At 65.9% G+C, this 19,307-nt stretch carries 23 protein-coding genes; all 23 read left to right on the top strand.

What is annotated here, in order from left to right; translation table 11 throughout:
* Nucleotides 1-123: 123 nt before the first annotated feature.
* The 23 genes from rpoB to rplR all read left to right on the top strand — a co-directional run bounded on the left by rpoB (nucleotide 124) and on the right by rplR (nucleotide 19,303).
* Nucleotides 124-4,311 carry a DNA-directed RNA polymerase subunit beta gene (gene rpoB, locus HB662_RS14780; RefSeq protein ID WP_168050569.1) on the top strand — a complete coding sequence of 1,396 codons (4,188 nt, stop codon included), beginning with the start codon at nucleotides 124-126 and terminating at the stop codon, nucleotides 4,309-4,311.
* A gap of 100 nt (nucleotides 4,312-4,411) precedes the next feature.
* The gene (gene rpoC, locus HB662_RS14775) at nucleotides 4,412-8,587 is read left to right on the top strand and encodes a DNA-directed RNA polymerase subunit beta' (RefSeq protein WP_168050568.1); all 4,176 of its coding nucleotides are present in this window, start codon (nucleotides 4,412-4,414) and stop codon (nucleotides 8,585-8,587) included.
* 277 nt (nucleotides 8,588-8,864) lie between these two features.
* On the top strand, nucleotides 8,865-9,236 hold the full coding sequence (gene rpsL, locus HB662_RS14770) for a 30S ribosomal protein S12 (protein ID WP_168034994.1): 372 nt from the start codon (nucleotides 8,865-8,867) through the stop codon (nucleotides 9,234-9,236).
* An 11-nt stretch (nucleotides 9,237-9,247) separates the two neighbouring features.
* On the top strand, nucleotides 9,248-9,724 hold the full coding sequence (rpsG, locus tag HB662_RS14765; protein ID WP_168050567.1) for a 30S ribosomal protein S7: 477 nt from the start codon (nucleotides 9,248-9,250) through the stop codon (nucleotides 9,722-9,724).
* 28 nt (nucleotides 9,725-9,752) lie between these two features.
* On the top strand, nucleotides 9,753-10,940 hold the full coding sequence (gene tuf / locus HB662_RS14760) for an elongation factor Tu (RefSeq protein WP_168050566.1): 1,188 nt from the start codon (nucleotides 9,753-9,755) through the stop codon (nucleotides 10,938-10,940).
* A 32-nt stretch (nucleotides 10,941-10,972) separates the two neighbouring features.
* On the top strand, nucleotides 10,973-11,281 hold the full coding sequence (rpsJ, locus tag HB662_RS14755) for a 30S ribosomal protein S10 (RefSeq protein ID WP_092961082.1): 309 nt from the start codon (nucleotides 10,973-10,975) through the stop codon (nucleotides 11,279-11,281).
* 23 nt (nucleotides 11,282-11,304) lie between these two features.
* Nucleotides 11,305-12,024 (top strand): 50S ribosomal protein L3, encoded by a 720-nt coding sequence (rplC, locus tag HB662_RS14750; RefSeq protein WP_168050565.1) that lies wholly within the window; start codon nucleotides 11,305-11,307, stop codon nucleotides 12,022-12,024.
* 11 nt (nucleotides 12,025-12,035) lie between these two features.
* On the top strand, nucleotides 12,036-12,695 hold the full coding sequence (gene rplD, locus HB662_RS14745) for a 50S ribosomal protein L4 (protein ID WP_171970252.1): 660 nt from the start codon (nucleotides 12,036-12,038) through the stop codon (nucleotides 12,693-12,695).
* Nucleotides 12,696-12,727: 32 nt separating this feature from the next.
* Nucleotides 12,728-13,024 carry a 50S ribosomal protein L23 gene (locus tag HB662_RS14740; protein WP_437169150.1) on the top strand — a complete coding sequence of 99 codons (297 nt, stop codon included), beginning with the start codon at nucleotides 12,728-12,730 and terminating at the stop codon, nucleotides 13,022-13,024.
* Nucleotides 13,025-13,028: 4 nt separating this feature from the next.
* Nucleotides 13,029-13,862 (top strand): 50S ribosomal protein L2, encoded by an 834-nt coding sequence (gene rplB, locus HB662_RS14735; RefSeq protein WP_168050562.1) that lies wholly within the window; start codon nucleotides 13,029-13,031, stop codon nucleotides 13,860-13,862.
* Between the two features lie 5 nt (nucleotides 13,863-13,867).
* On the top strand, nucleotides 13,868-14,146 hold the full coding sequence (rpsS, locus tag HB662_RS14730) for a 30S ribosomal protein S19 (RefSeq protein ID WP_168050561.1): 279 nt from the start codon (nucleotides 13,868-13,870) through the stop codon (nucleotides 14,144-14,146).
* A 1-nt stretch (nucleotide 14,147) separates the two neighbouring features.
* A complete protein-coding gene (rplV, locus tag HB662_RS14725) occupies nucleotides 14,148-14,552 on the top strand; it encodes a 50S ribosomal protein L22 (RefSeq protein WP_168050560.1) in 405 nt (134 codons plus the stop codon).
* A gap of 1 nt (nucleotide 14,553) precedes the next feature.
* Nucleotides 14,554-15,231 carry a 30S ribosomal protein S3 gene (rpsC, locus tag HB662_RS14720; protein WP_168050559.1) on the top strand — a complete coding sequence of 226 codons (678 nt, stop codon included), beginning with the start codon at nucleotides 14,554-14,556 and terminating at the stop codon, nucleotides 15,229-15,231.
* A gap of 12 nt (nucleotides 15,232-15,243) precedes the next feature.
* Nucleotides 15,244-15,669 carry a 50S ribosomal protein L16 gene (gene rplP / locus HB662_RS14715; protein WP_168050558.1) on the top strand — a complete coding sequence of 142 codons (426 nt, stop codon included), beginning with the start codon at nucleotides 15,244-15,246 and terminating at the stop codon, nucleotides 15,667-15,669.
* Nucleotide 15,670: 1 nt separating this feature from the next.
* Nucleotides 15,671-15,886 carry a 50S ribosomal protein L29 gene (rpmC, locus tag HB662_RS14710; RefSeq protein ID WP_168050557.1) on the top strand — a complete coding sequence of 72 codons (216 nt, stop codon included), beginning with the start codon at nucleotides 15,671-15,673 and terminating at the stop codon, nucleotides 15,884-15,886.
* Between the two features lie 12 nt (nucleotides 15,887-15,898).
* Nucleotides 15,899-16,216, top strand: a complete 318-nt coding sequence (gene rpsQ / locus HB662_RS14705) for a 30S ribosomal protein S17 (RefSeq protein ID WP_168050556.1) — start codon at nucleotides 15,899-15,901, stop codon at nucleotides 16,214-16,216.
* 12 nt (nucleotides 16,217-16,228) lie between these two features.
* Nucleotides 16,229-16,597 carry a 50S ribosomal protein L14 gene (gene rplN, locus HB662_RS14700; RefSeq protein WP_168034753.1) on the top strand — a complete coding sequence of 123 codons (369 nt, stop codon included), beginning with the start codon at nucleotides 16,229-16,231 and terminating at the stop codon, nucleotides 16,595-16,597.
* 4 nt (nucleotides 16,598-16,601) lie between these two features.
* Nucleotides 16,602-16,922 carry a 50S ribosomal protein L24 gene (gene rplX / locus HB662_RS14695; RefSeq protein ID WP_168050555.1) on the top strand — a complete coding sequence of 107 codons (321 nt, stop codon included), beginning with the start codon at nucleotides 16,602-16,604 and terminating at the stop codon, nucleotides 16,920-16,922.
* Nucleotides 16,923-17,086: 164 nt separating this feature from the next.
* Nucleotides 17,087-17,620 (top strand): 50S ribosomal protein L5, encoded by a 534-nt coding sequence (gene rplE / locus HB662_RS14690; RefSeq protein WP_168050874.1) that lies wholly within the window; start codon nucleotides 17,087-17,089, stop codon nucleotides 17,618-17,620.
* Nucleotides 17,621-17,674: 54 nt separating this feature from the next.
* Entirely contained in the window at nucleotides 17,675-17,980 is a 306-nt protein-coding gene (gene rpsN / locus HB662_RS14685) for a 30S ribosomal protein S14 (RefSeq protein WP_168050554.1), read from the top strand.
* Nucleotides 17,981-17,992: 12 nt separating this feature from the next.
* Complete coding sequence (gene rpsH / locus HB662_RS14680; RefSeq protein WP_168050553.1) at nucleotides 17,993-18,391, top strand: 30S ribosomal protein S8; 399 nt, start codon at nucleotides 17,993-17,995, stop codon at nucleotides 18,389-18,391.
* 13 nt (nucleotides 18,392-18,404) lie between these two features.
* Entirely contained in the window at nucleotides 18,405-18,938 is a 534-nt protein-coding gene (rplF, locus tag HB662_RS14675) for a 50S ribosomal protein L6 (RefSeq protein WP_168050552.1), read from the top strand.
* Nucleotides 18,938-19,303, top strand: a complete 366-nt coding sequence (rplR, locus tag HB662_RS14670; protein WP_168050551.1) for a 50S ribosomal protein L18 — start codon at nucleotides 18,938-18,940, stop codon at nucleotides 19,301-19,303. Before rplF ends, rplR begins: the two co-directional genes overlap by 1 nt.
* Nucleotides 19,304-19,307 lie beyond the last annotated feature (4 nt).

The following is a 19,307-nucleotide window of genomic DNA, read 5'->3' as shown; positions in this document are numbered from 1 at the left end:
CGCGCCCGCGTTTGACGATGGAACGCCGGGTGGTTGGACCAGCAGGTCCGGGCAAGCGGCGCGAACTGGCGAAATTCCTCCGGGCGCGGTGCGCTTCTGGCAGGCACGGGAAGCGGGACAGGCATGAACGCTATCACGAAGTCGTTCACCGCGCGTAAGCGCATCCGGCGGTCTTTCGGGCGGTTGCCCGAAGTCGCCCCGATGCCAAACCTCATCGATGTGCAGCGGGCCTCCTATGAGGCGTTCCTGCAGATGGGCGTCGATCCGGATGTGCGGCTCCACGCGGGGCTTCAGGAAGTTTTCAAGTCGGTCTTTCCGATCGACGATTTTGGTGGCCGTGGCCGGCTGGAGTTCGTCCAGTACGAGCTGGAGGAGCCGAAGTATGACGTCGAGGAGTGCATCCAGCGCGGCCTGACCTTCGCCGCCCCGCTCAAGGTGCGTCTGCGCCTGATCGTCTGGGATGTGGATGAGGACACGGGTTCTCGTTCCGTGCGCGATATCAAGGAGCAGGACGTCTACATGGGCGACATGCCCCTGATGACGGATAACGGCACCTTCATCGTCAATGGCACCGAGCGCGTCATCGTCTCCCAGATGCACCGTTCGCCGGGCGTGTTCTTCGACCACGACAAGGGCAAGACGCACAGCAGCGGCAAGTACCTGTTCGCGGCGCGGGTCATTCCGTACCGCGGCTCCTGGCTCGACTTCGAGTTCGACGCCAAGGACATCTGCTACGTCCGCATCGACCGCAAGCGCAAGCTGCCGGCGACCACGCTGCTCTATGCGCTGGATTCCGCCTGGACCCAGCAGCAGCGCGCGGAACGTGCGGCCGCCGGGCTGCCGCCGCTCGAGATCGGCGAAGTCCGCGGCATGGATGCCGAGGAGATCCTGAACGCCTTCTACGGCCAGGTGGTGTTCGCCCGTGGCCCCAAGGGCTGGTCGCGCCCCTTCGATCCCGACGCGTTCCGCGGCATCAAGCTGCAGGAGCCGCTGATCGACGCCCGCACCGGTGAGGTCGTGGCCGACAAGGACGTCAAGATGACGCCCCGCGCCGCGCGCAAGATCGCCGAGGGTGGCACGACCGAAGTGCTGGTCGGCCGCATGGACCTGCTCGGCCGCTTCGTCGCCGAAGACATGGTCAACATGGAGACCGGCGAGATCTGGGCCGAGGCCGGTGAGGAACTGACCGAGCCGAAGCTGAACGCCATCGAGGAAGCCGGGCTGGACCGCCTGGCGACGCTGGCGATCGACCAGGGCGCAGGCCCATGGATGCGCAACACGCTGGCCGTGGACAAGAACGGCAACCGCGACGAAGCGCTGATGGACATCTACCGGGTGATGCGCCCGGGCGAGCCGCCGACCGCCGACACGGCGGAGACGCTGTTCCGCGGCCTGTTCTTCGACAGCGAGCGCTACGACCTGTCCGCGGTGGGCCGGGTGAAGATGAACATGCGCCTGGGCTTCTCTGCCGAGGAGGTGCCGGACACGCAGCGCACGCTTCGCAAGGAAGACATCGTCGAGACGGTGCGCGTGCTGCTGCAGCTCAAGGACGGCAACGGCTCCATCGACGACATCGACAACCTCGGCAACCGCCGGGTGCGTTCGGTCGGCGAGCTGATGGAGAACCAGTACCGCGTCGGCCTGCTGCGCATGGAGCGCGCGATCAAGGAGCGCATGGGGTCGGTCGATATCGACACCGTCATGCCGCATGACCTGATCAACGCGAAGCCGGCTGCGGCCGCGGTGCGCGAGTTCTTCGGTTCCTCGCAGCTGTCGCAGTTCATGGACCAGACCAACCCGCTGTCCGAGGTGACGCATAAGCGCCGCCTCTCGGCGCTTGGCCCGGGAGGCCTGACCCGCGAGCGTGCCGGCTTCGAGGTGCGCGACGTGCACCCGACCCATTACGGCCGCATCTGCCCGATCGAGACGCCGGAAGGCCCGAACATCGGCCTGATCAACAGCCTCGCGACCTTCGCCAAGGTGAACAAGTACGGCTTCATCGAGACGCCGTACCGCCTGGTGAAGGAAGGCAAGGTCACGGGCGCGCCGCGCTACCTCTCCGCCATGGAGGAGGAGCGCCTGGTGGTCGCCCAGGCCGATGCGGAGCTGGATGCGGACGGCAACTTCAAGGCGGAGCTGGTCTCCGTGCGCGATGGCGGCGACTTCCGGCTGGTGAAGCCGGAGGAAGTGACGGCGATCGACGTTTCGCCGAAGCAGCTGGTTTCCGTCGCCGCGGCGCTGATCCCGTTCCTTGAGAACGACGACGCGAACCGCGCGCTGATGGGCTCCAACATGATGCGCCAGGCGGTGCCGCTGATCCAGGCGGATGCGCCGCTGGTCGGCACCGGCATGGAGGCGGCGGTGGCCCGCGACAGCGGCGCGACCATCGTGGCCAAGCGCGACGGCATCGTGGACAGCATCGATGGGGCGCGCATCGTCGTGCGGGCAACGGGCGATGATGGCACCACGCGTGGCGTCGACATCTACCGGCTGCGCAAGTTCATGCGCTCCAACCAGTCCACCTGCATCAACCAGCGCCCGCTGGTGAAGGTGGGCGACCGCTGCAACGCCGGCGACATCATCGCCGACGGCCCGTCCACCGAGTTCGGTGAGCTGGCGCTGGGCCGCAACGCCCTGGTCGCCTTCATGCCGTGGAATGGCTACAACTTCGAAGACAGCATCCTGATCAGCGAGCGGATCGCGCGGGACGACGTCTTCACCTCGATCCATATCGACGAGTTCGAGGTGAACGCCCGCGACACCAAGCTGGGCCAGGAAGAAATCACCCGCGACATTCCGAACGTGGGTGAGGAAGCGCTGCGTAACCTCGACGAGGCCGGCATCGTCTATATCGGCGCCGAAGTGCAGCCGGGCGACATCCTGGTCGGCAAGGTGACGCCGAAGGGCGAAAGCCCGATGACGCCGGAGGAGAAGCTGCTCCGCGCCATCTTCGGCGAGAAGGCATCCGACGTGCGCGACACCTCGCTGCGGCTGCCGCCGGGCGTGGCTGGCACCATTGTCGATGTCCGCGTGTTCAGCCGCCGCGGCGTCGACAAGGACGAGCGTGCCATGGCGATCGAACGCTCGGAGATCGAGCGCCTGGCCAAGGACCGCGACGACGAGAAGGCGATTCAGGAGCGGTCGTTCCATTCCCGCCTGCGTGAGCGCCTGCTGGGCCGCAAGGCCTCCGGTGGCTTCCGCGGCGTGAAGGCCGGCACCGAGATCAACGACGAGGTGCTGGACCAGTTCGCCAAGCAGACCTGGCGCCAGATCGGCGTGCAGGACGACGCGGCGATGACCGAGATCGAGGCACTGAAGCGGGAATTCGACGCGGCTGTCGAGCGCCTTCAGAAGCGCTTCGAGAGCAAGGTCGAGAAGCTGCAGCGCGGTGACGAGCTGCCGCCCGGCGTGATGAAGATGGTCAAGGTGTTCGTCGCGGTGAAGCGCAAGCTGCAGCCGGGCGACAAGATGGCCGGCCGTCACGGCAACAAGGGCGTCGTCTCTCGTGTGGTTCCGATCGAGGACATGCCGTTCCTCGAAAGCGGCCAGCCGGTCGACCTGGTGCTGAACCCGCTGGGCGTGCCGTCGCGCATGAATGTCGGGCAGATCCTGGAGACCCATCTGGGCTGGGCCTGCGCCAATATCGGCCGCCAGATCGGCGACCTCGTTGAGGAGTACCGCCGTGGCGGTGCGATGCGCGAGGAACTAATCACCAAGCTGCGCGAGGCCTACCCCGAGGAGACGATCAAGACCGAGATCGATCCGATGAGCGACGACCAGCTCATCGAGCTCTGCGAGAACCTGAAGAAGGGTGTCGCCATTGCGACGCCGGTCTTCGACGGTGCGCGCATGGCGGACATCGAGGGCATGCTGACCAAGGCCGGTCTCGACAAGTCGGGCCAGTCCTGGCTGACGGATGGCCGCTCCGGCGAACGCTTCGAGCGCAAGGTTACGGTCGGCTACATCTACATGCTGAAGCTGCACCACCTGGTGGACGACAAGATCCACGCGCGCTCCATCGGCCCGTACTCGCTGGTCACCCAGCAGCCGTTGGGCGGCAAGGCGCAGTTCGGTGGACAGCGCTTCGGCGAGATGGAGGTCTGGGCGCTCGAGGCCTATGGCGCCGCCTATACGCTGCAGGAGATGCTGACGGTGAAGTCGGACGACGTGTCGGGCCGCACCAAGGTCTATGAGGCGATCGTGCGGGATCAGGATAATTTCGAGGCGGGCGTTCCGGAATCCTTCAACGTGCTGGTGAAGGAACTGAAGTCGCTTGGCCTGAATGTCGATCTTGAGAACCGCCCGAGCTGATCGGCTCTTTTGACTCCCCCGCGCCGGCTTCGGCTGGCGCGGGTCTCTCCCTTTTCGTGGCGCGAGGCCCTGGGCTGACGCGCCGGACGGAGTGGACCGCATGAACGAACTGATGAAGATCCTCGGCCAGACCGGCCAGGCCATGACCTTCGATCAGATCCGCATCTCGATCGCCTCGCCGGAGCAGATCCGCTCCTGGTCCTATGGCGAGATCAAGAAGCCGGAGACGATCAACTATCGTACCTTCAAGCCGGAGCGGGACGGGCTGTTCTGCGCCCGCATCTTCGGGCCGATCAAGGACTACGAGTGCCTGTGCGGCAAGTACAAGCGCATGAAGTTCCGCGGGATCATCTGCGAGAAGTGCGGCGTGGAGGTGACGCTGGCCAAGGTGCGCCGTGAGCGCATGGGCCATATCGAGCTGGCCAGCCCCGTCGCGCATATCTGGTTCATGAAGTCCCTCCCGAGCCGCGTCGGCCTGATGGTCGACATGTCGCTGAAGGAGCTGGAGAAGGTCCTGTACTTCGAATCCTATGTGGTTTTGGAGCCGGGCCTGACTGACCTCAAGCTGCATCAGCTGCTGACCGAGGACCAGTTCCAGAACAAGCAGGACGAGTTCGGCGAAGACGCCTTCAGCGTCGGCATCGGCGCGGAAGCGGTGAAGCAGATGCTCGCCGCCATCGACCTGCAGAAGGAAGCCGCCCAGCTGCGCGCCGACCTCAAGGAGACCACCTCCGAGGCCAAGCGCAAGAAGCTGGTGAAGCGCCTGAAGATGCTGGAGAGCTTCGGGGAGGGCGGTGCCCGTCCGGAGTGGATGATCCTTGACGTCGTGCCGGTGATCCCGCCCGAGCTGCGCCCGCTGGTGCCGCTGGATGGCGGCCGCTTTGCCACGTCCGACCTGAACGACCTGTACCGCCGCGTCATCAACCGCAACAACCGCCTGAAGCGGCTGATCGAGTTGCGCGCGCCGGACATCATCGTGCGCAACGAGAAGCGCATGCTGCAGGAGGCCGTCGACGCGCTGTTCGACAACGGCCGCCGCGGCCGTGCCATCACGGGCGCCAACAAGCGCCCGCTGAAGTCGCTGTCCGACATGCTGAAGGGCAAGCAGGGCCGCTTCCGGCAGAACCTGCTCGGCAAGCGCGTCGACTACTCCGGCCGTTCGGTCATCGTGGTGGGTCCGGAGCTGAAGCTGCATCAGTGCGGCCTGCCGAAGAAGATGGCGCTGGAGCTGTTCAAGCCGTTCATCTACTCGAAGCTCGAGAAGTACGGCCACGCCACCACCATCAAGGCCGCGAAGCGGATGGTGGAGAAGGAGCGTCCGGAGGTCTGGGACATCCTCGAGGAGGTGATCCGCGAGCACCCGGTGCTGCTGAACCGCGCGCCGACGCTGCACCGCCTGGGCATCCAGGCCTTCGAGCCGACGCTGGTCGAGGGCAAGGCGATCCAGCTTCACCCGCTGGTCTGCACCGCCTTCAACGCGGACTTCGACGGCGACCAGATGGCGGTACACGTGCCGCTGTCCCTGGAAGCGCAGCTCGAAGCCCGCGTGCTGATGATGTCGACGAACAACATCCTCAGCCCGGCGAACGGCAAGCCGATCATCGTGCCGTCGCAGGACATCGTGCTCGGCCTCTACTACCTCTCGCTCGAGACGCCCGAGTTCAAGGTGGCGGAGGAGCAGAAGGCCCCGGCCTATGCCTCGATCGGTGAGATCGAGCAGGCGCTGGCCGCCGGCGTGATTAACCTCCACAGCAAGATCCGCGCCCGTCGCAAGGCCGCGGACAAGGACGGCAACATCGTCACCGAGCGTGCGGTGACGACGGCCGGCCGCATGTTCATGGGCGCGCTGCTGCCGCTGCACCCGGCCGTGCCCTTCAGCCTGATCAACCGCCAGCTGACCAAGAAGTCCATCTCGGACGTCATGGACGCCGTGTACCGCCATTGCGGCCAGAAGGAGTCGGTGATCTTCGCCGACCGCCTGATGGGCCTCGGCTTCAAGCACGCGGCGATGGCCGGCATCTCCTTCGGCAAGGATGACATGGTCATCCCCGATACGAAGGACGCGATGATCAACGGCACCAAGGATCAGGTGAAGGAGTTCGAGCAGCAGTACCTCGACGGCCTGATCACCGCCGGCGAGCGCTACAACAAGGTCGTCGACGCCTGGTCGCGATGCACCGAGGAAGTGGCGCAGGCGATGATGAAGGAGATCATGAAGCAGGAGATCGGCAAGCCCGCCAACTCCGTGTGGATGATGTCCCATTCCGGTGCGCGTGGCTCGCCGGCGCAGATGCGCCAGTTGGCCGGCATGCGCGGCCTGATGGCCAAGCCCTCGGGCGAGATCATCGAGCAGCCGATCATCTCCAACTTCAAGGAAGGCCTGACCGTGCTGGAGTACTTCAACTCCACCCACGGCGCCCGCAAGGGCCTGGCGGACACCGCCTTGAAGACGGCGAACTCCGGCTACCTGACCCGCCGCCTGGTGGACGTGGCGCAGGACTGCATCATCGTCGAGGATGATTGCGGCACCGAGCGCGGCATCACCGTGCGCGCCGTGATGGATGGCGGCGAGACCGTTTCCTCCCTGTCCGAGCGCATCCTGGGTCGTACGACCCAGGAGAACGTCATCGACCCGGCCGATGGCCAGGTGCTGGTGAAGATCGGCACCTTGGTCGAGGAGCCGGAGGCAGAGCTGATCGAGAAGGCGGGCGTGGAGGCGGTGAAGATCCGCTCCGTGCTGACCTGCGATGCGCGGGTCGGCGTCTGCGCCATGTGCTACGGGCGCGACCTGGCGCGCGGTACCCCGGTGAACACCGGCGAGGCCGTGGGCGTGATCGCGGCGCAGTCGATCGGCGAGCCGGGCACGCAGCTGACCATGCGTACCTTCCACATCGGTGGCGCGGCGCAGCGTGGCGCGGAAACCTCCGCGGTCGAAGCGATTGCCGATGGCACGGTGAAGTTCCTGAACCGTCAGGTCGTCATCAACAGCTCCAACGCCGCGATCGTCATGAGCCGTAACTGCGAGGCGGTTCTGTACGACGTGAACGGGCGCGAGCGCGGCCGCAACCGCGTGCCCTACGGCGCAAGGTTGCTGCTGGAGGAGGGTGAGACCGTCACGCGCGGCCAGAAGATCGCCGAGTGGGACCCCTTCACCCTGCCGATCATCACCGAGCGCCAGGGCAAGGTCGAATTCGCCGACATGCTCGAGAACATCACCCTGATGGACCGCACCGACGAGGTGACGGGGCTGAGCTTCAAGGAAGTGGTCGAGTACAAGTCGACCGGCCGCGGCGCCGACCTGCGCCCGCGCCTGATCCTGCGCGACGCGCGGGGCGAGGTGGTGAAGCGCGAGAACGGGTCCGAGGCGATCACCTTCCTGCCGCCGGGCTCGATTCTCTCCATCGAGAACGGCAAGGAAGTGGCGGCCGGCGACGTCATCGCCCGCATGCCGCGCGAATCGTCCAAGACCCGCGACATCACCGGCGGTCTGCCGCGGGTGGCGGAGCTGTTCGAGGCACGGCGTCCGAAGGATGCGGCGATCATCGCCGACGTCGATGGGCGCGTGGAGTTCGGCAAGGACTACAAGGCCAAGCGGCGCATCCTGGTGGTGCCGGAGCAGGTGGGCGACGAGCCCTCGACGCCCCGGGAGTACCTGGTGCCGAAGGGCAAGCATGTGTCCGTGCAGGAAGGCGACTACGTGAAGGCAGGCGACCCGCTGGTCGACGGCCCGCGCGTGCCGCATGACATTCTCCGGGTCCTGGGCGTCGAGGCGCTGGCGAACTACTTGGTCAACGAAGTGCAGGACGTGTACCGACTGCAGGGCGTGAAGATCAACGACAAGCACATCGAGGTCATCGTCCGGCAGATGCTGCAGAAGGTCGAGATTCTCGATCCGGGCGACACGACCTACCTGGTGGGCGAGACGGTCGAGCGAATCGAGTTCGAGATCGAGAACGAGAAGCGCCTGGCTGCCAAGGAACGTCCTGCGCGCGCCGAGCCGGTGCTGCAGGGCATCACCAAGGCGTCGCTGCAGACCACCTCCTTCATCTCCGCCGCCTCCTTCCAGGAGACGACGCGGGTGCTGACGGAGGCGGCCACGGCCGGCAAGGTGGATAACCTGATGGGTCTGAAGGAAAACGTGATCGTCGGGCGCCTGATCCCGGCCGGCACGGGCTCCGTCATGAACAAACTGCGCGCCGTGGCGGCGCAGCGCGACCGGGGGCGCCTGCCGGTGGCCCCGACCCCGTTGGCCGGGCCTGCCCGGGCGGCGGAATAGCTGGCGGGTGGCGCGCCTTCACCTTGTGGGGGCGCCACTTCGCTTGACTCAACCAAGGGCGCCGGATATTAGGCGCGACCTTGGTCGGATATGGCGCAGCCTGCGCTGACACGGCCGGGCTGATTTTGGTCTCCAGCGACGCGCTTCCGGCACCGCTCCATCAGGAGCCTAGGCCGGGGGTCGGACAGGTGCCCGCAGGGAATGCCACTTGGCCTTCCACGCGGGCCGTCCTGTTTGCGGCGCAGGGGGACAGACGAGACGAGCACGAAGGGGCGTCATGCCGACGATCAACCAGCTCATCGCCCAGGGGCGTGAGCCTATCGCGAAGCGGAACAAGGTTCCGGCCCTGCAGGGCAGCCCGCAGAAGCGGGGCGTCTGCACGCGCGTCTACACGACCACGCCGAAGAAGCCGAACTCGGCGCTTCGTAAGGTCGCCAAGGTGCGTCTGACGAATGGCTACGAGGTGGTGAGCTACATCCCGGGTGAGGGCCACAACCTGCAGGAGCACTCCGTGGTGCTGATCCGCGGTGGTCGCGTGAAGGACCTTCCGGGCGTCCGCTACCACATCCTGCGCGGCGTGCTCGACACGCAGGGCATCGCGAAGCGTCGTCAGCGCCGGTCGCTGTACGGCGCCAAGCGTCCGAAGTGAGGAACTGAGAGATGTCGCGCCGCCATAGCGCCACCAAGCGTGAAGTCCTGCCGGACCCCAAGTTCGGCGACCTCGTGCTGTCCCGTTTCATGAACGTGCTGATGTACGACGGCAAGAAGAGCACCGCCGAGGGCATCGTCTATGCCGCGATGGACACGCTGCGCCGTCGTGGCGGTGCGAATGCCGACCCGTTGGGCGTGTTCCACCAGGCGATGGACAATGTGAAGCCAGCCGTCGAGGTTCGCAGCCGCCGCGTCGGTGGCGCGACCTACCAGGTGCCGGTCGAGGTTCGGCCGGAACGGCGCCAGGCTCTGGCGATCCGCTGGTTGATCGACAGCGCCCGCAAGCGCGGCGAGCACACGATGGAAGACCGCCTGTCTGCCGAGCTGATGGACGCCGCGAACAATCGCGGTTCCGCCGTCAAGAAGCGCGAAGACACGCACCGGATGGCAGAGGCCAACAAGGCCTTCAGCCATTACCGCTGGTAACACGATCCGATCCTGAGGACCTGACATCATGGCCAAGGCGAAATTCGAGCGGAACAAGCCGCACTGCAACATCGGCACGATCGGGCACGTGGACCACGGCAAGACGTCGTTGACGGCGGCGATCACGAAGATCCTGGCGAAGACGGGCGGCGCGACGTTCACGGCGTATGACCAGATCGACAAGGCGCCGGAGGAGCGGGCTCGTGGCATCACGATCTCCACGGCGCATGTGGAGTATGAGACGGCGAACCGTCACTACGCGCATGTCGATTGCCCCGGCCACGCCGACTACGTGAAGAACATGATCACCGGCGCGGCGCAGATGGACGGCGCCATTCTGGTGGTGTCGGCCGCCGACGGCCCGATGCCGCAGACCCGCGAGCACATCCTGCTGGCGCGCCAGGTCGGCGTTCCGGCCCTGGTGGTGTTCCTGAACAAGGTCGACATGGCGGATCCGGACCTTCTCGAGCTGGTCGAGATGGAGGTGCGCGAGCTGCTCTCGTCCTACCAGTTCCCGGGCGACGATATTCCGATCATCCACGGCTCGGCGCTGATGGCGCTTGAAGACAAGCAGCCGGAGATTGGCGAGCAGGCGGTGCTGAAGCTGATGGAGGCGGTGGACGCCTACATTCCGCAGCCGGCACGCGCGCTGGACCGGCCGTTCCTGATGCCGGTGGAAGACGTGTTCAGCATCTCCGGCCGCGGCACCGTGGTGACCGGCCGCGTGGAGCGGGGCGTGGTCAAGGTTGGCGAGGAAATCGAGATCGTCGGCCTGAAGACCACGGTGAAGTCGGTGGTGACCGGCGTCGAGATGTTCCGCAAGCTGCTGGACAGCGGGCAGGCGGGCGACAACATCGGCGCACTGCTGCGCGGTGTGAAGCGCGAGGATGTGGAGCGCGGGCAGGTTCTGGCCGCCCCGGGCTCGATCACGCCGCATACCGGCTTCTCGGCCGAGGCGTACATCCTGACGAAGGAGGAAGGCGGCCGCCACACGCCGTTCTTCACGAACTACCGTCCGCAGTTCTACTTCCGGACGACGGACGTGACGGGCATCGTGAAGCTGCCGGAGGGCGTCGAGATGGTGATGCCGGGCGACAACGTGACGATGGACGTCGAGCTGATCGCGCCGATCGCGATGGATGAGGGCCTGCGCTTCGCGATCCGCGAAGGTGGCCGCACCGTTGGCGCCGGCGTCGTCGCCAAGATCGTCAAGTAAGCGACGACAGAAGGGATACGGGCCAAAGCGCCATGGACAGCCAGAACATCCGCATTCGCCTGAAGGCGTTCGATCACCGCGTGCTGGATGGCAGCACGCGGGAGATCGTCAACACGGCCAAGCGGACGGGTGCGCGGGTGCGCGGGCCCATCCCGCTGCCGACGCAGATCGAACGCTTCACCGTCAACCGCTCGCCGCACGTCGACAAGAAGTCGCGCGAGCAGTTTGAGATCCGCACGCACCGTCGCCTGCTCGATATCGTCGATCCCACCCCGCAGACCGTGGACGCGCTGATGAAGCTCGACCTCGCCTCCGGCGTGGACGTCGAGATCAAGCTCTGAGCGACGGATAAAGGACCGACATTATGTCCATCACAGGCCGTCAGGTTACGGGCCGTTCCGGGCTGATCGCCCGGAAGCTGGGGATGACCCGGCTTTTCAATGAGGACGGGTCCACCGTCCCTGTTACCGTTCTGCATGTCGACAACGTTCGCGTCATCGCGCAGCGCACGATGGAGAAGGATGGCTATGTCGCCGTCCAGATCGGCATCGGCGTTGCCAAGCCGAAGAACGTGACGAACCCGCAGAAGGGCCACTTCGCGAAGGCCGGCGTCGAAGCGCCGCGCAAGACCGTGGAGTTCCGCGTGGCTGAGGACGCGACTCTGGCACCCGGCACGAAGCTCGACATCGGGCATTTCGTCGCTGGCCAGAAGATCGACGTGACCGGCGTGACGCAGGGCAAGGGCTTCGCCGGCGCCATGAAGCGTTGGAACTTCTCGGGCCTCGAGGCGTCGCATGGCGTCTCGGTCAGCCACCGTTCGCATGGTTCGACCGGCAACCGTCAGGATCCGGGCAAGACCTTCAAGAACAAGAAGATGGCCGGCCACATGGGCGTCGAGCGCGTGACAACGCAGAACCTGGTCATCGCTGGGCATGATGCGGAGCGCGGGCTTCTGCTGATCAAGGGCGCCGTTCCGGGCTCGAAGGGCAGCTACGTGCTGGTGCGGGACGCTGTGAAGCGCGCGCGCCACGCCGATGCGCCGTATCCGGCCGGTGTGGTCGCAGACGCTGGGGCGCAAGGGTAACAATCATGGCGATCCAGCTTCCTGTCATCAATCTCGACAACGCCTCCGTTGGCCAGGTCGACCTGCCGGAGTCGCTGTTCGGCGTCGCTCCGCGGGCCGACATCATGGCCCGCGTGGTGCATTGGCAGCTCGCCAAGCGCCGCGCCGGGACCCATAAGGTCAAGGGCATGGGCGAAGTGTCCGGCACCACCAAGAAGCCGTACCGGCAGAAGGGCACTGGCAATGCGCGCCAGGGCTCGCTTCGTGCGCCGCAGTACCGCAAGGGTGGTATCGTGCACGGGCCGGTGGTCCGCGACCACGGCTACAACCTGAACAAGAAGGTCCGCCGCCTCGGCCTGATCTGCGCGCTGTCCGCCAAGGTTGCGGCCGGCAAGCTGATCGTGCTGGACACGGCGACGGCGACCGACGAGGCCAAGACCTCGGCCATGGTGGCGCAGCTCAAGGCGCTGGGCTGGGATAGCGCGCTGGTCATCGATGCGGCGGTGGATGCGGGCTTTGCCCGCGTCACCCGCAACATCCCGAAGATCGACGTGCTGCCGACGGTGGGCGCGAATGTCTACGACATCCTGAACCACGACGTGCTCGCGGTGACGCGCGCCGGGCTCGAGGCTCTGGCCCAGCGTCTGAACGGTGCCGATCTGTCTGGTGCCGAGAAGGAGTCCGAGGCATGAGCGAGACGGCAACCAAGCCGCGCGGCAAGGTCCTGTCCGCGGAACGCCTGTACCAGGTGATCCTGGCGCCGGTGGTGACGGAAAAGGCGACCCGCCTGAACGAGAGCAGCCAGGTCACCTTCAAGGTGACGCTGGATGCGACCAAGCCGGAGATCCGGCAGGCGGTCGAGAAGCTGTTCAACGTCCAGGTCGAGGCGGTGAACACGCTGGTGATGAAGGGCAAGGCCAAGCGGTTCCGTGGGCGCAAGGGCCAGCGGTCCGACTGGAAGAAGGCGGTGGTCAAGCTGCAGGCTGGCCAGACCATCGACCTCACAACGGGGCTCGCGTAACGCCATGGCATTGAAGAATTTCAACCCGGTCACGGCGTCCCTCCGCGGGACGGTGCTGGTCGATCGGTCGGATCTGTGGAAGGGCAAGCCCGTCAAGGGTTTGACCGAGGGCAAGTCGCATTCCGGCGGCCGCAACAACCACGGCCGTACCACTGTTCGGTTCCGGGGCGGCGGACACAAGCAGTCCTACCGCATCGTCGACTTCAAGCGCCGCAAGTATGATGTGGCCGCGGTTGTCGAGCGCCTGGAATATGACCCGAACCGCTCCGCCTGGATCGCGCTGCTAAAGTATGCGGATGGCGAGCTGGCCTACATCATCGCGCCGCAGCGCCTGAAGGCGGGCGACAGCGTGGTGTCGGGCGAGAAGGTCGACATCAAGCCGGGCAATGCGATGCCGCTGGCCAATATCCCGGTCGGCACCATCATCCACTGCCTGGAGATGAAGCCGGGCGCCGGTGCCAAGATCGCTCGCTCGGCGGGCACCTTCTGCCAGCTGGTCGGCAAGGACTCCGGCTACGCGCAGGTGAAGCTGATGTCCGGTGAGGTTCGCCTGGTGCGGGCCGAGTGCATGGCTGCCATCGGCGCCGTGTCCAACCCGGACAACAGCAACCAGCAGATGGGCAAGGCTGGCCGTACTCGCTGGATGGGCTTCCGTCCGCATGTTCGCGGCGTCGTCATGAACCCGGTCGATCACCCGCATGGTGGTGGTGAAGGCCGGACCTCGGGCGGTCGCCACCCGGTTACCCCGTGGGGCAAGCCCACCAAGGGTGCCAAGACCCGTAACAACAAGCGTACGGACCGGCTCATCGTCCGGCGCCGCAACGCGACGAAGGGCTGACGGCAATGTCGCGCAGCGTCTGGAAGGGGCCGTTCGTCGACGGCTACCTGCTCAACAAGGCAGAGGCATCTCGCGCTTCGGGCCGCAACGAGATCATCAAGATCTGGTCGCGCCGCAGCACGATCCTGCCGCAATTCGTCGGCCTGACCTTCGGTGTCTACAACGGCAAGAAGTTCATCCCGGTGCAGGTGAACGAGAACATGGTGGGCCACAAGTTCGGCGAGTTCTCGCCGACGCGCACCTTCACCGGACATTCGTCCGACAAGAAGGCGAAGCGAGGCTGACATGAGCAAGCCGAAGCACGAGCGCGGGCTCGCAGAAACCGAGGCGCAGGCTGTTGCGAAGAACATTCGCATCAGCCCGCGGAAGCTGAACCTGGTGGCGGGGCTGATCCGCGGCCGCACGGCGCAGGACGCCGTTGCGACGCTGACCTTCTCCAAGCGCCGGATCGCGCAGACGGTGAAGAAGACGCTCGAAAGCGCGATCGCCAACGCCGAGAACAACCACAGTCTGGATGTCGACCGCCTGGTCGTCACCAAGGCCGAGGTTGGGCGCGCCGTTGTGATGAAGCGCTTCCATGCGCGGGGCCGTGGCCGGTCCTCGCAGATCGAGAAGTGGTTCAGCCATCTGAAGATCGTTGTGGCGGAGCAGACTGTTCCGGCGCCGGCGGCACAGCAGGAGGCCGCGTAACATGGGTCACAAAGTCAATCCGATCGGGCTCCGGCTCGGCATCAACCGCACGTGGGACAGCCGCTGGTACGCGGACAACGAATACGCGCGGATGCTGCATGAGGACCTGAAGCTGCGGAAGACGCTGCGTGAGCGCCTGAAGGGCGCCGGCGTGTCCCGTGTGGTGATCGAGCGTCCGGCGAAGAAGCCCCGCGTGACGATCCATGCCGCCCGTCCGGGCGTCGTGATCGGCAAGAAGGGCGCGGACATCGAGAACCTGCGGAAGGACCTGGCGAAGATGGCCGGGGCCGAGGTCTCGCTGAACATCGTTGAGATCCGCAAGCCGGAAATCGATGCCACCCTGGTGGCCGAGAGCATCGCGCAGCAGCTGGAGCGCCGCGTGGCGTTCCGCCGCGCGATGAAGCGTGCCGTGCAGTCCGCCATGCGCCTCGGCGCCGGCGGCATCCGCATCAACTGCTCCGGCCGTCTCGGCGGGGCGGAGATCGCGCGGATGGAGTGGTACCGCGAAGGCCGTGTGCCGTTGCACACGCTGCGTGCGGATATCGATTTCGGCGTCGCTACCGCGAAGACCACCTACGGCACCTGCGGTGTCAAGGTCTGGATCTTCAAGGGCGAGGTCATGGCCCATGATCCGATGGCGCAGGACAAGCGCGCCGCGGAACAAGCGCCTCAGCGCTGAGAGTAATGCATCATGCTGCAGCCTAAGCGCACGACGTTTCGCAAGGCCCATAAGGGCCGCATCAAGGGTATCGCCCGTGGCGGCTTTACCCTGACCTTCGGCGGTTTCGGCCTGAAGGCGCTGGAGCCCGAGCGGGTGACGGCGCGGCAGATCGAGGCGGCGCGGCGTGCGATCACGCGCGCCATGAAGCGCCAGGGGCGGGTCTGGATCCGGATTTTCCCGGACGTTCCCGTCTCGACCAAGCCCGCCGAGGTCCGCATGGGCTCCGGCAAGGGCGCGCCGGAGTATTGGGTGGCACGGGTGAAGCCGGGCCGGATCATGTTCGAGCTGGATGGCGTGTCCGGTGACATCGCCCGCGAGGCGCTCGAGCTGGGTGCGGCGAAGCTGCCGATCAAGACGAAGATCGTGACGCGCCTCGGCGCCACGGCGGAGGCCTGAGATGGCGCAGACGAAGATCGCGGACGTGCGGGCCAAGACCCCGGACGAGCTGCAGGAGATGCTGGTGAACCTTCGGAAGGAGCAGTTCAACCTGCGCTTCCAGCGGGCCACCGGCCAGCTTGAGGCGACGGGTCGCATCAAGGAAGTTCGCCGGGATATCGCGCGGGCGAAGACGATCATGACCGAGCGCGTCCGCGTCTCGGCGAAGCAAGCTTAAGGGGTTCGGGCGATGCCGAGGCGCGTCCTCACGGGCCGGGTGGTCAGCGACAAGACCGACAAGACGATCACCGTCTTGGTCGAGCGTCGCGTGATGCATCCGCTCTACAAGAAGTTCATCCGCCGTTCCAAGAAGTACGCAGCGCATGACGCGGCGAACCTCTGCAAGGAAGGCGACCTGGTGTCGATCGAGGAATGCCGCCCGATCAGCAAGAACAAGTCGTGGCTGGTTGTCGCGCGGAACGGTGATGCGGTTGAGCGTCCGGAGGGCTTCGATGCCCCGGTCGTCGCCGCCAAGCCGGCCGCCGATGCGCCTGCTTCGGCCAGCTGAGGCGGACAGGGCATGATCCAGGTCGAATCCAACCTCGACGTCGCCGACAACTCCGGCGCGCGCCGCGTCCAGTGCATCAAGGTGCTGGGCGGGTCGAAGCGCCGTACGGCGTCGGTCGGTGACATCATCGTCGTTTCCGTCAAGGAAGCGATTCCCCGCGCCAAGGTGAAGAAGGGCGAGGTGCATCGCGCCGTCATCGTCCGCACGGCCTACCCCGTGCGGCGCATCGACGGCACCGCGATCCGCTTCGACAACAACGCCGCGGTGCTGATCAACAAGCAGGGCGAGCCGATCGGGACCCGTATCTTCGGACCGGTCGTGCGCGAGCTGCGTGGGCGCAAGTTCATGAAGATCATCTCGCTGGCGCCGGAGGTCCTGTAAGGCCATGGCCGCGAAGATCAAGAAGGGCGACCGGGTCGAGGTTCTCGCCGGTCGCGACAAGGGCAAGAAGGGCGATGTCATTCGCGTCGTGCCCGAGGAAAACCGCGCCTTCGTACAGGGCGTGAACATGGTGAAGCGCCACACCAAGCCGCAGGGCATGGGCAAGCCGGGTGGCATCGTCGAGAAGGAGGGTCCGATCGACCTCTCCAACCTGGCGCTGCTCGACCCGGTGTCCGGCAAGGCGACGCGGGTTGGCTTCAAGGTGCTCGAGGATGGCCGCAAGGTGCGCGTGGCCAAGCCCTCCGGCGAGGTGATTGACCAATGAGCGGGACCAAGAAGGGCGGCAAGGCTCCGGCCAAGTCGACGCCCCCGAAGAAGAGCAACGCCGCGCCCGCCGCCAAGGGTGGCGAGCAGCGCATTGCGCCGGCCTCTCCGGCCGCGGTCGCCAAGGCTGGTGCGGCGCAGGCCTCGCCGGCCGAGCAGCCGCGCATGCGGCGCCGCTACGAGGATGAGATCCGCAAGGCGCTCTCCGAGGAGTTCGGCTACAAGAACCCGATGCAGGTTCCGAAGCTGGAGAAGATCGTGATCAACATGGGCGTCGGCGAAGCCGCCGGCGACCAGAAGAAGCTCGATGCCGCCGTTGCGGACCTGATGGCGATCTCCGGCCAGAAGCCGGTGAAGACCAAGGCTCGCAAGGCGATCGCGGGCTTCAAGATCCGCGAAGGCCAGGCGATCGGCTGCAAGGTCACGCTCCGCAAGGGCCGGATGTTCGAGTTTCTCGACCGCTTGGTGACCATTGCTCTGCCGCGCGTGCGTGACTTCCGTGGTATCCCGGGCAATCGTGGCTTTGACGGCCGTGGCAACTATGCCATGGGCCTGAAGGAGCAGATCGTGTTCCCCGAGATCAACTACGACAAGGTGGACACGGTGCGCGGCATGGACATCCAGTTCGTGACGACCGCGAAGACCGACAAGGAAGCGAAGGCCCTGCTCAAGGCGTTCGACCTTCCTTTCGCCAACTGATTTGGAAAACCGCCCGACATCTCGTCAGGCAGGTTCCGGAGGATTTTAGACGGTATGGCCAAGACCTCGTCTGTTATGAAGAACAAGCGTCGTGAACGGCTCTCGAAGCTGCATGCGCCCAAGCGCGCCGCCCTCAAGGCGGTCGTGATGGATCGCGAGCTGCCGGTCGAGGAACGCTTCGAGGCGACGCTGAAGCTGGCGCAGTTGCCGCGCAACGGCGCCAAGAATCGCGTGCGCCTGCGCTGCGAGCTTACTGGCCGTCCCCGCGGGAACTACCGCAAGTTCAAGCTCAGCCGTAACCAGCTCCGTGATCTCGCCAATAATGGCCAGATCCCGGGGCTGGTTAAGGCCAGCTGGTAAGGAGGGCCGCGAATGTCGCTGTCCGATCCGTTGGGTGACATGCTCACCCGTATCCGAAATGCCCAGCGCGCACGGCAGAGCCGTTGCGTGGCGCCGGCCTCCCGCCTGCGGGAGAGTGTGCTCGATGTGCTGAAGCGCGAGGGTTACATCCGCGCCTTCGCGACCGAGCAGCTGCGCCCGGGCATCAAGGTGATCAGCATCGAGCTGAAGTATTCCGAGGGCGAGCCCGCCATCAAGGAGATCGCACGCGTGTCCAAGCCGGGCCGCCGCGTCTACTCCAAGATCGCGGAGCTGCCGAAGTTCTACTCCGGCCTCGGCATCTCCATCCTGTCCACGCCGAAGGGCGTGATGAGCGACAATGAGGCCCGCGCTGCCAATGTTGGCGGCGAAGTCCTCTGCCGCGTGTTCTGACGGGAGGATAGACATGTCTCGCGTCGGTAAATATCCGGTCCCGGTTCCTGCAGGCGTCCAGGTGGCGCTGCAGGGCCGCAAGATCGTGGCCAAGGGCAAGAATGGCGAGCTTTCGCTCGACCTGACGGAAGAGGTGGACGTTACCATCGAGGGCGGCGAAGTCGCCGTGGCGCCGCGTGGCGCGGACCGCAAGGCCCGCACCATGTGGGGCACCACGCGCAGCCTGATCCAGAGCATGGTGACGGGCGTCTCCACCGGGTTCACCCGGAACATGGAGATCACCGGCACCGGCTATCGTGCGGCGGTGCAGGGGAAGGAGCTGGTGCTCAACCTCGGCTACAGCCACGATATCCGCTATCCGATCCCGGCGGGCATCAAGATCACCTGCGAGAAGCCGACCTCCATCAAGGTGGAAGGCGCTGACAAGCGCCAGGTTGGCCAGGTGGCCTCTGAGATCCGCGCGTATCGTGGCCCGGAGCCCTACAAGGGCAAGGGCGTGCGGTACGATAACGAGGTGATCCTCCGGAAGGAGGGTAAGAAGAAGTAATGGCCGACAAGAAGCTCGCACTGACGGAGCGCCGCCGTTCGCGGCTGCGCTACCAGCTCAAGATGAAGTCGGGTGGGCGCGTGCGCCTGTCCGTGTTCCGCTCGGGCAAGCACATCTACGCGCAGATCATCGACGACAAGGCCGGCCGCACCGTTGCCGCTGCCTCCTCGATCGAGAAGCCGATGCGCGAAGAGCTGAAGACCGGCGCCGACAAGGACGCCGCGGCGGCCGTCGGCAAGCTGGTGGCGGAGCGTGCGCTGGCCGCCGGCGTGGTGGAAGTGGTGTTCGACCGTGGGCCGTATCTGTATCACGGCCGGGTCAAGGCACTCGCGGAGGCTGCCCGTGAGGGCGGCCTCTCCTTCTGAGGAG

The organism is Falsiroseomonas frigidaquae, from assembly GCF_012163145.1.
GTDB lineage: Bacteria > Pseudomonadota > Alphaproteobacteria > Acetobacterales > Acetobacteraceae > Falsiroseomonas > Falsiroseomonas frigidaquae.
Note: the sequence above shows the minus strand (reverse complement) of the source record. Positions and strands in the feature narration are given on the sequence as shown.

What these genes read in the sequence shown, in the direction of transcription:
- rpoB (WP_168050569.1), top strand. Translation starts at nt 124, where the DNA reads ATGAACGCTATCACGAAGTCGTTCACCGCGCGTAAGCGCATCCGGCGG.
- rpoC (WP_168050568.1), top strand. Translation starts at nt 4,412, where the DNA reads ATGAACGAACTGATGAAGATCCTCGGCCAGACCGGCCAGGCCATGACC.
- rpsL (WP_168034994.1), top strand. Translation starts at nt 8,865, where the DNA reads ATGCCGACGATCAACCAGCTCATCGCCCAGGGGCGTGAGCCTATCGCG.
- rpsG (WP_168050567.1), top strand. Translation starts at nt 9,248, where the DNA reads ATGTCGCGCCGCCATAGCGCCACCAAGCGTGAAGTCCTGCCGGACCCC.
- tuf (WP_168050566.1), top strand. Translation starts at nt 9,753, where the DNA reads ATGGCCAAGGCGAAATTCGAGCGGAACAAGCCGCACTGCAACATCGGC.
- rpsJ (WP_092961082.1), top strand. Translation starts at nt 10,973, where the DNA reads ATGGACAGCCAGAACATCCGCATTCGCCTGAAGGCGTTCGATCACCGC.
- rplC (WP_168050565.1), top strand. Translation starts at nt 11,305, where the DNA reads ATGTCCATCACAGGCCGTCAGGTTACGGGCCGTTCCGGGCTGATCGCC.
- rplB (WP_168050562.1), top strand. Translation starts at nt 13,029, where the DNA reads ATGGCATTGAAGAATTTCAACCCGGTCACGGCGTCCCTCCGCGGGACG.
- rpsS (WP_168050561.1), top strand. Translation starts at nt 13,868, where the DNA reads ATGTCGCGCAGCGTCTGGAAGGGGCCGTTCGTCGACGGCTACCTGCTC.
- rplV (WP_168050560.1), top strand. Translation starts at nt 14,148, where the DNA reads ATGAGCAAGCCGAAGCACGAGCGCGGGCTCGCAGAAACCGAGGCGCAG.
- rpsC (WP_168050559.1), top strand. Translation starts at nt 14,554, where the DNA reads ATGGGTCACAAAGTCAATCCGATCGGGCTCCGGCTCGGCATCAACCGC.
- rplP (WP_168050558.1), top strand. Translation starts at nt 15,244, where the DNA reads ATGCTGCAGCCTAAGCGCACGACGTTTCGCAAGGCCCATAAGGGCCGC.
- rpmC (WP_168050557.1), top strand. Translation starts at nt 15,671, where the DNA reads ATGGCGCAGACGAAGATCGCGGACGTGCGGGCCAAGACCCCGGACGAG.
- rpsQ (WP_168050556.1), top strand. Translation starts at nt 15,899, where the DNA reads ATGCCGAGGCGCGTCCTCACGGGCCGGGTGGTCAGCGACAAGACCGAC.
- rplN (WP_168034753.1), top strand. Translation starts at nt 16,229, where the DNA reads ATGATCCAGGTCGAATCCAACCTCGACGTCGCCGACAACTCCGGCGCG.
- rplX (WP_168050555.1), top strand. Translation starts at nt 16,602, where the DNA reads ATGGCCGCGAAGATCAAGAAGGGCGACCGGGTCGAGGTTCTCGCCGGT.
- rplE (WP_168050874.1), top strand. Translation starts at nt 17,087, where the DNA reads ATGCGGCGCCGCTACGAGGATGAGATCCGCAAGGCGCTCTCCGAGGAG.
- rpsN (WP_168050554.1), top strand. Translation starts at nt 17,675, where the DNA reads ATGGCCAAGACCTCGTCTGTTATGAAGAACAAGCGTCGTGAACGGCTC.
- rpsH (WP_168050553.1), top strand. Translation starts at nt 17,993, where the DNA reads ATGTCGCTGTCCGATCCGTTGGGTGACATGCTCACCCGTATCCGAAAT.
- rplF (WP_168050552.1), top strand. Translation starts at nt 18,405, where the DNA reads ATGTCTCGCGTCGGTAAATATCCGGTCCCGGTTCCTGCAGGCGTCCAG.
- rplR (WP_168050551.1), top strand. Translation starts at nt 18,938, where the DNA reads ATGGCCGACAAGAAGCTCGCACTGACGGAGCGCCGCCGTTCGCGGCTG.